The following is a 13,600-nucleotide window of genomic DNA, read 5'->3' as shown; positions in this document are numbered from 1 at the left end:
GGTCAGAACTCCACAAACACGCGCGGCACCTCGTCGGCCGTGCCCAAGCGGTACCCGCTGTCGCGCTCGCACGCGTGGCGCGCGAACTCCAGGTCGGCTGGGTAGCTGGCGTGCACGCGGTACAGCAGGTCGCCGGCGGCCACGGTGTCGCCCAGCTTGTGCATCAGGTCCACGCCGGCGCCAGGCACCTTGGGGGCGCCGGCCAGGCGGGCCACGCGGGCGATCTGGTAGTTGTCGATGCCGGCCACCACGCCGCTGGCGGGTGCCACCACGTCGAGCGTCAGCGCACCCAGCGCCGGGTGGTTGTGGTCAAACCCTGTGGCGCCCTGGGCGGCGATGATGGCGTTCATGCGCGCCAGCGCCCGGCCCGAGTCGAGGATGTCGCGCGCAATCGCATAACCGTCGCCGCCGCGCACATCGGGGTCGCATTCGATCAGGCGCCCGGCCAAGCGCAGCGCCTTTTGCCGCAGGTCGTCGGGCGCGCGCGGGTCGTTTTGCAGCACGCGCATCACGTCGCGGGCCTCCAGCACCGGGCCCACGCCTTTGCCCACGGGCTGGCGGCCGTCGGTGATGACCACGTCCAACGACAGGCCCATGCGCCGTGCCACATATTCAAACAGGCGGCGCAGGCGTTGCGCGTCAGGCATGGACCGCACCTTGGCCGTGGGGCCGATGGGAATGTCGAGCACCAGGTGCGTGGCCCCCGCTGCTACCTTTTTGGACAGGATGGACGCCACCATCTGCCCGGCCGAGTCGATGGACAGCGGCCGCTCCACCGAGATCAGCACATCGTCGGCGGGCGACAGGTTGGCGGTGCCCCCCCAGGCCAGGCAGCCCCGGTAGTCACGCACGATGTCGGCCAGCTGCTCCAGCGGCAGCTCTACCTTGGCCAGCACCTCCATGGTGTCGGCCGTGCCAGCGGGCGAGGTGATGGCGCGCGACGAGGTCTTGGGGCACAACATGCCGTGCGCTGCCACGATGGGCACCACCAGCATGGTGGTGCGGTTGCCGGGGATGCCGCCGATGCAGTGCTTGTCCACCACCAGCGGTTCGTGCCAGTCCAGGCGCCGGCCGCTGTTCACCATGGCGTCGGTCAGAAAGAAAACCTCCTCCCGGTCCAGCTCGCTGCGGTGGCAGGCCACCACAAAGGCGGTGAGTTCGATCTTGGAATACCGATGGTCGGCAATGTCGCGCACGATGGCGCCAAAGTCCTCGCGGGTGAGGCGCTCGCTGGCGATCTTGCGGAACAGCGCGCCCATTGACTCAGGCGGCTCGGCCTGGGCCACCGACACGGTGTGGCCGTTGTCCACGCCCAGCTGGGCAAACGCGTCTTCCGACAGGCCGAGTTCATTGCAACCCACGATGGCGAGGTCATCCACCACATTGACCGTGGCCAGAATACGGCGGCCGTTGGCGCGCACCTCGATCTTGGACAGGGCCTGGAAGCCCTCGGCCCGGTACACAGCGCAGTCGCGGTGGAGGTACGCCACGTTCTCGCGCCAGGTGTCGATGGCCACGCGGCGCAAGGCCAGCTGGGAGCGGGGTGGCGTGCCTGCGGGGTCGGCCGAGGCGACGCTCGGGTTGACCAAGGGAGCGGAAGGGGACGGGGTGGTGGGCTCAGCGTGCATCGCACCAGCCTATACCGAAAATGCCCGCACAGGCTGCGGGATCACCCCGGGTCAGCGGGTTCGGGCCCTCATCTCCGGACTTGCTTGATATGCGTCAAGCAAAACCGGTCACGGCGCCGCAGCCGGCTGCAACCGCAGCAAGCGCCCTTGCGGGCTGTCGGTCAGCAGGTACAGCAGGCCGTCTGGCCCCTGGCGCACGTCGCGAATGCGCTCACCGTTGCCTTGCAGCAGCCGTTCTTCCTTCTGCACCTTGCCACCCGCCACCTCCAGCCGGTGCAGGGTGCCAAACTTGAGCGACCCGACAAACAGGCTGCCTTGCCACGCCGCGCCGTAGCGCGTACTGGTCAGAAACGCCATGCCCGACGGTGCAATGGAAGGCACCCAGTAATGCAGAGGCTGCTCCATCCCGGCCTTGGCCGCGCCCTCGCCGATCTTGCCGCCGCCATAGTTCTCGCCATAAGTGATAACAGGCCAGCCGTAATTGCGCCCGGGCTGGGGCTGATTGATTTCATCACCGCCCTGCGGACCATGTTCGTGCATCCACAGCTTGCCGTCGGGGCCCATCGTGGCGCCCTGGGGGTTGCGGTGGCCGTAGCTCCAGATCTCGGGCAAGGCGCCGGGCTGCCTCACATAAGGGTTGTCGGGCGGCGCTGCTCCGTCGGGGGTTATGCGGATGATCTTGCCATGGTGGTTGTCGAGCTTTTGGGCGTCGTCCTTGCGGTGGTAGCGCTCGCCCAGCGCCACAAACAGGTTGCCGTCACCGGCCTGGGCAATGCGGCAGCCGAAGTGCAGCGCGCTCTCTACCTTGGGCCGCTGGCTGAAGATGACGCGCACGTCCTGCAGGCTGCCGGCATCTGGCGACAAGGTGGCGCGCGCCACCGCCGTGCTGTTGCCTGCCGCGCCACCCGCTGCGGGCTCTGCAAAGCAAAAGTAGATGCGGCGGTTGCGGGCAAAGTCGTTGTCGGTCACCACGTCCAGCAGGCCGCCCTGCCCACCCGCTGCCACCGGCGGCACCCCAGCCAGCGGAGAGCCCACCTGCCCGGCCGCGCTAATCACGCGCAGGCGCCCGGGCCGCTCGGTCACCAAAAACTGCCCGCCGGGCAAAAAGGCCACGGCCCACGGATGGGCCAGGCCGGTGGCTATGGGTACCAGCGATACGGCGGGCGTTGGCGCAGTTTGGGCCTCAGCCCCCATGTGTACGCCTACCACTATCAAAAACATAGCTGCTCGCGCTTTGTGCACTAGCACCTTGCGCCAATTTGGTGTCCAACCCATGCTATCAAGCTCCTCTTGGTGCGTGACCTCGCCTCCCATGGTCCCTGGGGCAGTGCAAAGCCTGGCTGGCGCGCATCCTGCAGGCTGCCGCCATCAGTGAAAACGCAGGGCAACTCCATTTATCTGAATCAAATCAACAGCTTGCGAAAACGCTTATTTTTGATAAATAACCATACCGTGTTACCCTTCGCCCCCATGTCCAGATGGTTTTGCATCCTCATCCTCGCCTGCGCCACCGCTGCGCACGCCGCGCCCCAGGGCACCAATTCTGACGATATGGACCGCTTGCTCGCGGACAAAGGGCTGTTCACCCGACTTGAAGACGTGAGCCACAAGGTGGCCGACAAGGCCCAGAACGTGGCAGGCCGCGCGGGCGACCTGGTAGTCAACGCCATGGGTTTTTTGGGCGTGCCCTACAAGCGGGGCGGCAACAGTGCCGAAACCGGGTTTGACTGCAGCGGCTTCGTGCGCGCCATCTATGAACAGACGGTGGGCCTGATGCTGCCTCGCCGTGCAGACCAGCAGGCAGCCGCTACCCAGGTCATCGACAAGAAAGAACTTCAACCCGGCGACCTGGTGTTCTTCAACACCATGCGCCGCAATTTCAGCCATGTGGGCATTTATGTGGGCGACGGCAAGTTCATCCACTCGCCCCGCAGCGGTTCCGAAATTCGGGTCGAAGACATGGGCATCGCCTACTGGGCCCGCCGCTTCAATGGCGCACGCCGCGTGACACCGGCTGAAGGCGTGGAAAGCGCCCAAGCCCCGCAGACACAGCGATAAGCAGGCCTGCGGGTTTAGGCGCTGTGGAGCGTCATGGCTTGACCACGTAGACCGTCTCGGTGCTGCGGATCGGGCCGCCGGTGATGTTGACCGGGCCTGCGGACGGATCACCCCGCAACAACGCCTTGGCGGCCGCCATGTCGGCTTGATAACGTGCCCGGGCCTCGGACTCGCAACCCTTGCGCTCCGCCACCGGCATGGCCCGGCACTCTTCCAGACTCACCTTCAGCCCGCCCCCCGCCTCGCGGATGGCCGACTGGTAACGTTGCTGCGGCGTGGCGTCTGGCACCGCACCACGGGACAGCGATGCCTCGTCGCTCTGAGCCTGTGCGACGGTGGGCAGCGCCAGAGCGCCACCCAAAGTGCATGCAACGACCAGCAAGGCGGCTGGCCGTTTCCACAGCCGGAGCAACCCGTGCGGATACGGGCGGCGCGCTGCTTGTGCAGTAAGGGGCAACGAAGAAACGGTTGAAGCTGTGAACATAGGGGTTACACCTTTCTGTCGATCAGGGATGGCATGAGTGGCTGCGGCGATTCGGGAGGCCAAGGAGGGCATCGGGCCACGCCACCGGATGCCCCACTGTAGCCCCGCGCCCCACCCCACAGCGCCAGCACCGGCCGCGCTACCATGTCGGACACCACCCACAGGGCGTTGCCATGCACCACACCCCCGCACTGCCTCCAGATGCCGCCACAGCGCACGACAAAGGCTATCTGAGGCGCCTGCTGTCAGAACGCAACCAGACCCCCACCCACGACGCCGGGGCGATTGACGCGGCCATCGAGGAAGCCTTTGTCCGCAATGTCGCGATCCTGGTGCTCGACATGTGCGGCTTTTCCCGGATCACCCAGAGCCACGGCATCATTCATTTTCTGGCCATGATCCACCAGATGGAGCAGGCCGCCCGCCCTGCTATCGAGGGCAATGGCGGCGAGGTCATCAAGCAGGAGGCAGACAACCTGTTTGCCGTGTTCGCCACCCCCGAACAAGCCCTGGAGGCCGCGCTGGACACCCTGCGCGCCTTGGGCGCCATGAACACTGTGCTGCCCCCGGAGCGCACACTGAACGTGAGCGCGGGCATCGGCTTCGGCCCCACCCTGGTGATTGCGCGTGAAGACCTGTTTGGCCCGGAGATGAACTGCGCCTGCAAGCTGGGCGAAGACATCGCCATGGCCAACGAGATTCTGCTCACGCAGGCGGCCTGGGCCAGCCTGCCTGCCGGTCGTTATGTCTGTGCCCGCACCGAGCACCAGATCTCGGGCATGGATCTGCAGGCGCACCGGTTTGAGCGCTGCCTTTTCGAACGCCCGTTGCGACCCCTGGCACTCCAATCGCCCAGCACATCCCTGCCTGCGGGACGCTGACAGGGGGCATTGTCCGACAGCGGTTTGACTGCCTTATCTGTAAAGTGACTCCATCGTCTGGACCAACTATTAAGGGGAACAACATGCTGTCACTGCTGGGGATGCTGCTGATTGGTTTGGTGGTGGGTTTCATCGCCCGCGCCATCAAGCCAGGGGACGACAAATTGGGCTGGATCATGACGGCGCTGCTGGGGGTGGCGGGCTCGTTTCTGGCCAGCTATGTGGGCATGGCGATGGGCTGGTACGCCCAGGGGGACAGCGCTGGCTGGATCGCCTCGGTGCTCGGGGCCGTCGCCCTGCTGGTGGTGTATGGCTTGGTCAAGGGCAAATCCTGAACGGCATGTGCATCATTTGCTGATCACACTCCACTGCTGTCACCCACACTTTGCCAACCATGCCCACTTCGCTACAGATGGCCGCTGGAGACCCTGAACTGGCCGCAACGGTGCGCCGTGCGCGCAAGCTGCTGCACCGCCGCGCCGTCGTGGCGGCAGCCGCCAGCATGGTACCGGTGCCAGGGCTCGACTGGGCGGTGGACGCCGCCCTGCTCTCACGCCTGATCCCGCAGATCAACGCCGAGTTCGGCCTGTCGGCCGAGCAGATCGACCGGCTGGACCCGAAGAAGCGGGAGCAGGTGCAAAAGGCGGTGGGCTTGGTGGGGTCTGTGCTCATTGGCAAGCTGATCACCCGCGAACTGGTCCTCCGCGCCACCCAGACCGTGGGGCTGCGGCTGAGCACGAAGCAAGTGGCCAAGTATGTGCCCCTGGCCGGCCAGGCCATTGCGGCCACCATCGGCTACGCCACGCTGCGCTACCTGGGGGAGCAACATCTGCGCGACTGCATCCGCGTGGTGCAACAGGCGCAACTGCGATTGCCGCCGCCTGCGTCAGCGTCGGCTGGCAAACGCTGACGCCTCAGAGCCTGACGGCGGAAAGCAAAAAGGGCCCGAGGGCCCTTTTTGCTTGGTTGCACCGCTGATCGGCTTCGCATCAACTCGCCGAGCAGACAAAGCTGCTGGCATCTTCCACACTGCCCGAGCCCTTGTACTTGGCAAACTGCGGGTAGGGGCACAGCGGCCGCGTGCGGTTGGGGAAGTCAGTGTTTGCAGGCAGTGCCTTCGCCGCAATGCTTTGCGGAGCAATGCCCTTCTCCACCCAGTCCACCATGGTCTGGACCGAGTCGAAGTTGTCGGTAGCTGGCCCGCCCGAGCAGTGGTTCATGCCCGGCACCAGGAAGGTCCGCGCAAAGTTCTGCGTTGCCGCCACACCGCCGTTGTTGGCCGCCAGGCGTTCGTAGTAGTCCACTGTGTCAAACGCCGAGAAGATCGGGTCGGACATGCCGTGGATGAACAGCAGCTTGCCGCCGCGCTGCTTGTAGGCCGCCAGTTTGTCATCGGCATAGGTGTCGTAGATGGCCGAATACGCCGCCATGCGTGCGGGGTCGGTGTCGAAGTTGAAGGCCAGCGGGTTGAACGAGAGATCGGGCGGCGTGAAGAACTCGTTGACCAGTGCATCCACCATCAGCGTGATGTAGCGCGCATCGGGCGTGGCCGTGGTCGAGTTGCCCAGCGTCCACGACCGCCAGCCCGGTGCCGCCAGGCCGGCGTCCCACGGCTGGCCGGTGTACAGCGCCTTGCCGGCGGAGTTGCGGGGCCCGGCAAACACGCTCTTGAGCGCACCCACCTGGGCGGACGACAGGCAGCTGTCGGTCTTGCCGCCCGTGCATTGCAGCACGGCGGGGTCAAACGCCTTGCAAGCATTGACGTTCTGGGCCAAGCCGTCCACCACACCGTCAGCGGCGTCGCAGGTGGCATTGACGGCAGTGGCTACCAGTTTGAGGTCGCTGTTGCTGAAGGCCTTGGAGAGGATGCGGTTGCCACTGGCATCCTGCGGCGCAATGGCGTTGAACTGGATGGTGTTCCACATCGCGGCCACGGTGGCGCCGCTGGACACGCGCATGGCGGGCGCCCCGGCGGTGATGCCGTCAAAGTAGTCCGGGAACCGCTGCGAGAACATCATGCCCTGGCGCCCACCGCCTGAGCAGCCCGAGAAGTAGGAGTAGTCCGGCTTGCGGCCGTAGCGCGTGCTGATGAGCGACTTGGAGGCCACGGCTGTCTTGTCGTAGGAGTTGTAGGCATGGTCGATGCGCGCCTGCGGGTCGGCGCCAAAGCTGGCGCTGGTGCCGGTGTGGCCCGCATCAGTGGACACCACCGCAAAGCCCTGCCCCAGCGGCGACGGCGTGCCGCCCGAAATGCTGGAGCTGAGCGAGGTGTCGCGCAGGATGCCGTCGTTGCCGCCCCCGCCGATGAACAGAAAGCGCCCGTTCCAGCGGTCGGGCAGGCTGAGCTGAAAACCGATCGCATAGTTCTTGCCATCCACACCCACACGCGGGTTGATGGCGCCCGTGACCACGCAGTGCCCGGGCAAAAAGTCACCCGTGGCAGCACCACCGGGGCGGCGCGTGCCGGGTGGCACATAGCTGGTGGACAAGTTGGTGTTGCTGAGCTGCGCGTTGGTGCTCAACGCGGCGCAAGCGGCGGCCGGGTTGGCGCTTTCGGTCACCAGCACGGCGTTGCCGCCGCCGCAGGCACTGAGCAACAGTGGCAGCAGCATGGCGGCGGGCAGCGCAACGCGTTGCGCGATGGGGGTGTCCAATGACAGGGATGGCATGGTGGTCTCCTCGGTGAATCGGTCTTGTGGGGGTGAACCATTGGCGCAGGATCGCCCGGCGACGGCCGTCAGGGCGTCGCTGAGAGAGGTGCGTGGATTTTTTGGGAATTGAAGGGCGTTGCCCCTATCGCCTGGCGCCGCCCTGCGAGCGGAATGCGTAGCGCCCGGCAATAACGAGGCAGTGCCGACTCAGTCGGCCTTGAAGCCCGTGGCGGCCACGGCCTTGCCCCAGGTCACCGTGTCGGCCGCGATGATGCGGGCGAACTCTTCGCGGTTGGTGCCCGTCACGCGGAAGCCGGCCTCTTCCATCTTGGCCTTGCCCTCGGGCGACTGCACGGCCTTGATGATGTCGGCGCTCAGCTTGGCGACGATCTCGGGGGGCGTCTTGGCCGGGGCCACGATGCCAAACCAGGAGTTGAACTCCAGGCTGGGGTAGCCCTGCTCCTTGATGGTGGGCACATCGGGCAGTGCGTTGGACCGGGTACCGCCTGTGGTGCCCAGCGCCACCAGCTTGCCGGCCTTCACGTTGGGCGCGGCCAGGCCCACGCTGGCAAACACGCCCTGCACGTCACCGCTGAACAGGCCGCCCAGTGCATCGGTGGTGTTCTTGTAATGCACCGGTTCGGGCTTGAGCTTCACGGCCTCGCCAAACATGAAGGCACCGAAGTGACCGGGTGTACCCGCGCCAAAGGTGGCCAGGAACAGGCCCTTTTGCTGCTGGGTCCAGGTCACAAAGTCCTTCACATTGCGCGAGGGCACCTTTTGCGGGTTGACCAGCAACGCAAAGTCGGCGGTGACCACCTGGCTCACAGGTGCAAAGTCCTTTTGCGGGTCGTACGGCAGCTTGTTGTAGCTGCTGGGCGCAATGCTGAGCTGGCCGGTTTCGCCCAGCATCAGTGTGTAGCCATCGGGGGTGGCACGTGCGGCCTCGGTCGCAGCGATCAGGCCACCGGCGCCGGGCTTGTTGTCCACGATCACGCCCAGGTTGCCCCAGCCTTCAGACAGCTTCTGCGCCAGCAGCCGCGCGACGATGTCCGGCCCCGTGCCTGCTGGAAAGCCCACGATGATGCGCACCGGCTTATTGGGGTAGCCCGCCGTCTGCGCCAGGGCGCCGGTGGCAGGGGCCAGGCCCGCCACCACCGTGGCTGCCAGGCAGACACTGCGCAAGGCGTGGCGACGGGAGAGTCCACAGGACAAGGTGCGGGTGAACGTGGAAAGAGAGGTCATGACAAGGTCTCCAGGGTGTTGTTGTGTGCTGTCGGTCATCAAAAAAAGAAATACGGGACTGCGGTGCGGCTACATCAGCTCCCAGAACCGCATGGCCACGGCATCGGGAAACCGCGCGCCCGTGCCGGTGAACATGCGCTCCCCGATCCATCGCAGCGCGGGAGACGCGGTCTCGAACTGGGGGCTGCAGCGAAAGTAGATCTGCGCCGGGTCTACCGCCTCGCCACGCACCAAGCGGGCCATCAACTCGGGCGGGCCAGACCGCACGGCGCGGTTTTGCACATAGATCAGGTCCCCGCCGTCGGCCTCCAGCGTGTAGCGCGCGTCCAGCTCGGCCAGGGTGTCGCTCACGATGAGCTGAAAATCCGCCCCGCCAGGCATCACCCTGGCCTGCCAGCCGTCGCCCAGGGCCTTCCCACCCAGGATGGGGATGAGCCGGCGCAGGCCGTGCACGGTGCGGCCTACCTCCTGGGGCGCGCCCACCTCCACACGCAGGTCGGCAAAAAATCGCAAACGGGGTTCCACAAAGGGCACGGGTTCGGTCATGGGCTCCATCTTTCGGGTGTCTGGCCAGGGGCTGGCACATGCCGGGCGGCGTGTACCCGGCCTGGTTCGGGTTGCACCTAGCGTAAATCCCGTGGTGCTTGACCCCTGTCATCCCTGAAGATGACAGCCATGGCAACGCCCACCCGGCACACCCCGCGCAACCCATGAGGCACTGGCTCCCTGCAAGCACCTCGGGCGGCGGCATCGCGCCCCCGCCCAACCTCACGGGCTCGGCCTTGGGCGCCATGGTTCACCAGCTGGGCGACGACGGGTTTGCCTGCGGCATGCTGCAGGAGCTGGCACCCGTGCTGCCCGCAGCGTCGTGGTCGGTGTACCGCACCGGGCGCCATTGCAAGCCCACCTTGTTCATGTCGGCCAGTTACGGCATTCCAGACACCACGCAGGACTGCTGGTGGGCGTACCTGTCGGGCCCCTACCGCACCGACCGCACCTGGGGCCGCTCGCTGGACGATGCCGCCCCCACCGAAGCGCCCACCCAGTTGTGCCACCTGACGGCGCCCGAGGTGGACGCTGAGCACCGCGCCCGCGTGTACGAAGCCCATGGCGTCGCCGAGCGGGTGTCGGTGGTGGAACACGAGAGCGATGGCTCGGTCTTTGCCGTCAACTTCTACCGCCACCAGCACCAAAAGCCGTTTCAGGACCGGCAGATCAGCGACTTTGAGGGCATGGCCCCCGTGCTGCTGGCGCTGACCCGCAAACACATCGCCTTGGCCCAGCGCCCCGGCGTGCTGCAACCCGCACTGCAGCCCTCGCCCCAGGCCACGGCCCCCGCGCTGTCCCACAGCCTGCCCGCGCTGCGCGAACGCCTGCTGCGCGCCCACGCGGGGCTGACCGAGCGCGAGCTGGACGTGTGCGCCCGCCTGCTCCAAGGCATGACGCAGGAAGGCATTGCCTGCGACCTGGGCCTGAGCCTGCCCACCGTCAAAACCTACCGCAACCGCGCATTCAGCCGCCTGGGCATCCACTTTCGCAACGAGCTGTTTGCGTTGGCGCTGGGCACCCAACGCAGCGCTTAGCGTTCAACGCCGCTCAGGGCATGGGCACAATGCCAGCCCATGCCCAGCCTGCCGCCGTCACCCGTTCCACCCACGCCCCCCGCAGGCCGTGCCCACGTGGTCGCGCAATGGGCCCAGGCCCTGCGCAACCGGGCTGACAGTGCCGCCCTGCAGCAGCTGCCCCCGCTGACCGACGCCGAGGCCTCGCAGGTCATGGCCCAGCTGCGGGGCGATGGCGGGCACCGGCCGGGCCACAGCGCGGCGCCCGCCACGCCCGGCACACCCGATGGCGTCATCCCCGGCCAGTTTCGCCCGCGCATCACCCTCATGACCCTGGGCCGGGGCGACGGCCTGCTGGGCATGGCCCCCCAGGGCAAGCTGGGCCCGCGCGGTGACAGCGTGACGCTGGTGCAGATCGACTGGACCTACCGCACCGACAGCGGCGCCACCTGGCAGACGCCCGCGCCCACCTCCATCCTCAACGCGCGCCCGGCCCCGGTGCAAGACCTGTTCGACACCGGTGGCCCGGTGGCGCGCATGCAGCGCAACCTGGCCGCCGAGGCCGATGCCATGGACCGCGTGTGGGACCTGGGCCTGACCCCCGTGGACCCAAAAAGCCTGCAGTGGCGCCACCGCGCTGCCGCTGCCACGCTGGGGCCCGTGTGGACCCTGGCGCAAGAGGCGCACTTTGGCGACTTCTGGGCCGACGTGGTGCCCCAGCTGCGCACCGAAGGCTGGAGTGTGGTGGTACAGCCCGGCTTTGCGCACGAAAGCGTGCCCGTGCAGCGCTGGAAGCTGCTGATCGCCCCCGACACCGGCGAGCTGCTGAGCAAGGAAGTGGACGGGCCGCTGGCCGTACGCGAGCGCCCCGTGCAAAAGCTCATGCTGCCCGAGCGCGAGGGCGCCTGGCTGCTCAGCCTGGGCATCGAGATCGACGGTGAAACGCTGGATCTTGCCCCCATGCTGGCCGACCTGCTGCGCCGCGACGCCCGCTGGCTGAACGGGCGGCAGATGGCCGCCATCGATGACATCGCCATCATTTCGCTGCGTGCGCCCGGCGGCAAGCGCATCGAGGCGCCGGCCGGGCCGCTCAAGGCCATCGTGGGCGCCATGGTGGACCTGCTGACCGACCCCACCCGCAAACAACTCAAGGATGGCGACCCGCTGCGCCTGGGCGCCTGGGAGGCCCGCCGCATCGAGGCCCTGCGCGCCGGGCTGGTGCAGGCGCACCGCGTGGGCACGGTGAACGGCTGGAGCAACGACTGGCAGTTGCAGGGCGATGTGGGTTTGGCCCAGCTCGCCAAGCGCCTGCGCTCTATCGGCACGCCCCAGCCCGTAGCAGCGCCGCAGGGCCTGCAGGTGCAGTTGCGCCCCTACCAGCTCGAAGGCCTGGCCTGGCTGCAGTACCTGCGCGCGCAAGGCCTGGGCGGCATTCTGGCCGACGACATGGGCCTGGGCAAGACCGCACAGGCGCTGGCCCACGTGCTGACCGAAAAAGAGGCCGGGCGGCTGAGTCGCCCGGCCCTGGTGGTGCTACCCACCTCGCTGCTCTTCAACTGGCAGGCCGAAGCCGCCCGCATGGCGCCCAGCCTGCGCGTGCTGGCCCTGCATGGCGCCGACCGCAGCAAACGCTACCTGCACATCGCCGACCATGACCTGGTGCTGACCACCTACCCGCTGCTGTGGCGCGATGTGGAGGCACTGGCCGCGCAGCCTTTTCACTTGCTGATCCTGGACGAAGCCCAGATGGTGAAGAACGCCGGCAGCCGCAGCGCCCGCGCCCTGCGCAAGCTGCAGGCGCCGCACCTGCTGTGCCTGACCGGCACGCCGCTGGAGAACCACCTGGGCGAGCTGTGGGCGCAGTTCGACTTTTTGATGCCAGGCTTTCTGGGCGATGTGCGCAGCTTCAACGCCCGCTGGCGCAAGCCCATCGAAGAAAACGGCGAAACCTTGCGCGCCCAGCTGCTGTCGCAGCGCGTGCGCCCCTTCATCCTGCGCCGCCGCAAGCAGGACGTGGCCACCGAACTGCCGCCGCGTACCGAAACCACCTTGCGCGTGCAGCTGCAAGGCAAGCAGCGTGAGCTGTACGAGGCCGTGCGCACCACCGCCGACAAACAGGTGCGCCGTGCGCTGGAGCGCCAGGGTTTTGAAGGCTCGCAAATCGCCATCCTGGACGCGTTGCTCAAGCTGCGCCAGGTCTGCTGTGATCCGCGACTCGTCAAAGGAACCACGAAAACGGCTCACACCATGGAGCGCGCCAAGCTCGAACTGCTGGCCGACCTGCTGCCCGCCCTGGTCGACGAAGGCCGCCGCGTTCTGGTGTTCTCGCAGTTCACCGAAATGCTGGCGCTGGCGGCCGAGATGCTCGACACCCTGGCCCTGCCCTACCTCACCCTCACAGGCCAGACGCCGCCCCGCCAGCGCGGCGCGGTGGTGCGGCAGTTCCAGGCGCAGGGCGACGCAAGTGCCGCCATCCTGCTGGTAAGCCTCAAGGCCGGTGGCCTGGGCCTGAACCTCACGGCCGCTGACACCGTGATCCACCTGGACCCGTGGTGGAACCCCGCCGTCGAAGAACAGGCCACCGCCCGCGCCCACCGCATCGGGCAGGACCAGCCGGTGTTTGTCTACAAGCTGGTGGTGGAAGGCAGCATCGAGGAGCGCATGCTGGAGCTGCAGGCCCGCAAAGCCGCGCTGGCCCAGGGCGTTCTGGGGCACGATGCCGATGGCGCGGTCAAGTTCAGCGAGGCCGATCTGCATGCGCTGCTGGCGCCCCTGACCGAACCCGCCAACAACCCGCTGGGCATCCCCGGCGAAGACGCGCTGCGCTGGGGCGGTACGGGCAAACGGCGACCCCGGCCGCTGCAGCCACCTGAAATCTGAAACCTGAGTTTTGGGCGTTTTTGCCTTGTAGCGCTAGTAAATCATGCGCTGACAGCTATCAATAGATGAGCACATTCATCCGTGCGGTGAGCCTTGCGCAAAAGCGCAGAATTCAAAAGCAAGCTTCGGAGTGCGCCCCACAGCCTCCGTCCCTAGAGTGCATGGCATTGCAACCCACCTAGTGAGCCGTGCACCATGATGAACGTGTCCA

The 13,600-nt window shown here is 67.0% G+C and carries 12 protein-coding genes; 6 read left to right on the top strand and 6 right to left on the bottom strand.

Annotated features, from left to right (window positions below):
• Positions 1–2: 2 nt before the first annotated feature.
• Both ASD94_RS15295 and ASD94_RS15290 read right to left on the bottom strand, forming a co-directional pair.
• A complete protein-coding gene (locus tag ASD94_RS15295; RefSeq protein WP_056645059.1) occupies positions 3–1,532 on the bottom strand; it encodes a thymidine phosphorylase family protein in 1,530 nt (509 codons plus the stop codon).
• 204 nt (positions 1,533–1,736) lie between these two features.
• Positions 1,737–2,822, bottom strand: a complete 1,086-nt coding sequence (locus ASD94_RS15290; RefSeq protein ID WP_056644408.1) for a PQQ-dependent sugar dehydrogenase — start codon at positions 2,820–2,822, stop codon at positions 1,737–1,739.
• A gap of 276 nt (positions 2,823–3,098) precedes the next feature.
• Between ASD94_RS15290 and ASD94_RS15285 the strand changes: the two genes are divergently transcribed.
• Positions 3,099–3,686 (top strand): C40 family peptidase, encoded by a 588-nt coding sequence (locus ASD94_RS15285; RefSeq protein WP_056644405.1) that lies wholly within the window; start codon positions 3,099–3,101, stop codon positions 3,684–3,686.
• 31 nt (positions 3,687–3,717) lie between these two features.
• Here ASD94_RS15285 and ASD94_RS15280 read toward each other — a convergent pair whose 3' ends face one another.
• Positions 3,718–4,068 carry a hypothetical protein gene (locus ASD94_RS15280; protein WP_056644403.1) on the bottom strand — a complete coding sequence of 117 codons (351 nt, stop codon included), beginning with the start codon at positions 4,066–4,068 and terminating at the stop codon, positions 3,718–3,720.
• 275 nt (positions 4,069–4,343) lie between these two features.
• Here ASD94_RS15280 and ASD94_RS15275 point away from each other — a divergent pair, with 275 nt between their 5' ends.
• The 3 genes from ASD94_RS15275 to ASD94_RS15265 all read left to right on the top strand — a co-directional run bounded on the left by ASD94_RS15275 (position 4,344) and on the right by ASD94_RS15265 (position 5,961).
• Complete coding sequence (locus ASD94_RS15275; RefSeq protein ID WP_056644400.1) at positions 4,344–5,051, top strand: adenylate/guanylate cyclase domain-containing protein; 708 nt, start codon at positions 4,344–4,346, stop codon at positions 5,049–5,051.
• A gap of 83 nt (positions 5,052–5,134) precedes the next feature.
• A complete protein-coding gene (locus ASD94_RS15270; protein WP_056644397.1) occupies positions 5,135–5,386 on the top strand; it encodes a GlsB/YeaQ/YmgE family stress response membrane protein in 252 nt (83 codons plus the stop codon).
• Between the two features lie 59 nt (positions 5,387–5,445).
• A complete protein-coding gene (locus tag ASD94_RS15265) occupies positions 5,446–5,961 on the top strand; it encodes a hypothetical protein (RefSeq protein ID WP_056644394.1) in 516 nt (171 codons plus the stop codon).
• Positions 5,962–6,040: 79 nt separating this feature from the next.
• Here ASD94_RS15265 and ASD94_RS15260 read toward each other — a convergent pair whose 3' ends face one another.
• The 3 genes from ASD94_RS15260 to ASD94_RS15250 form a co-directional block, all read right to left on the bottom strand.
• A complete protein-coding gene (locus ASD94_RS15260; RefSeq protein ID WP_156391445.1) occupies positions 6,041–7,720 on the bottom strand; it encodes a DUF6351 family protein in 1,680 nt (559 codons plus the stop codon).
• A gap of 189 nt (positions 7,721–7,909) precedes the next feature.
• Positions 7,910–8,947, bottom strand: a complete 1,038-nt coding sequence (locus tag ASD94_RS15255) for a tripartite tricarboxylate transporter substrate binding protein (RefSeq protein WP_200954241.1) — start codon at positions 8,945–8,947, stop codon at positions 7,910–7,912.
• A 69-nt stretch (positions 8,948–9,016) separates the two neighbouring features.
• The gene (locus ASD94_RS15250; RefSeq protein ID WP_056644390.1) at positions 9,017–9,493 is read right to left on the bottom strand and encodes a DUF3237 domain-containing protein; all 477 of its coding nucleotides are present in this window, start codon (positions 9,491–9,493) and stop codon (positions 9,017–9,019) included.
• A 164-nt stretch (positions 9,494–9,657) separates the two neighbouring features.
• Here ASD94_RS15250 and ASD94_RS15245 point away from each other — a divergent pair, with 164 nt between their 5' ends.
• Both ASD94_RS15245 and ASD94_RS15240 read left to right on the top strand, forming a co-directional pair.
• On the top strand, positions 9,658–10,530 hold the full coding sequence (locus ASD94_RS15245) for a LuxR family transcriptional regulator (RefSeq protein ID WP_235510681.1): 873 nt from the start codon (positions 9,658–9,660) through the stop codon (positions 10,528–10,530).
• Between the two features lie 39 nt (positions 10,531–10,569).
• Positions 10,570–13,389, top strand: a complete 2,820-nt coding sequence (locus ASD94_RS15240; RefSeq protein ID WP_056644387.1) for a DEAD/DEAH box helicase — start codon at positions 10,570–10,572, stop codon at positions 13,387–13,389.
• Positions 13,390–13,600: the final 211 nt, after the last annotated feature.

It is taken from the genome of Acidovorax sp. Root70 (assembly GCF_001428225.1).
GTDB lineage: Bacteria > Pseudomonadota > Gammaproteobacteria > Burkholderiales > Burkholderiaceae_C > Acidovorax.
This window is presented reverse-complemented; position numbering and strand designations above follow the sequence as displayed.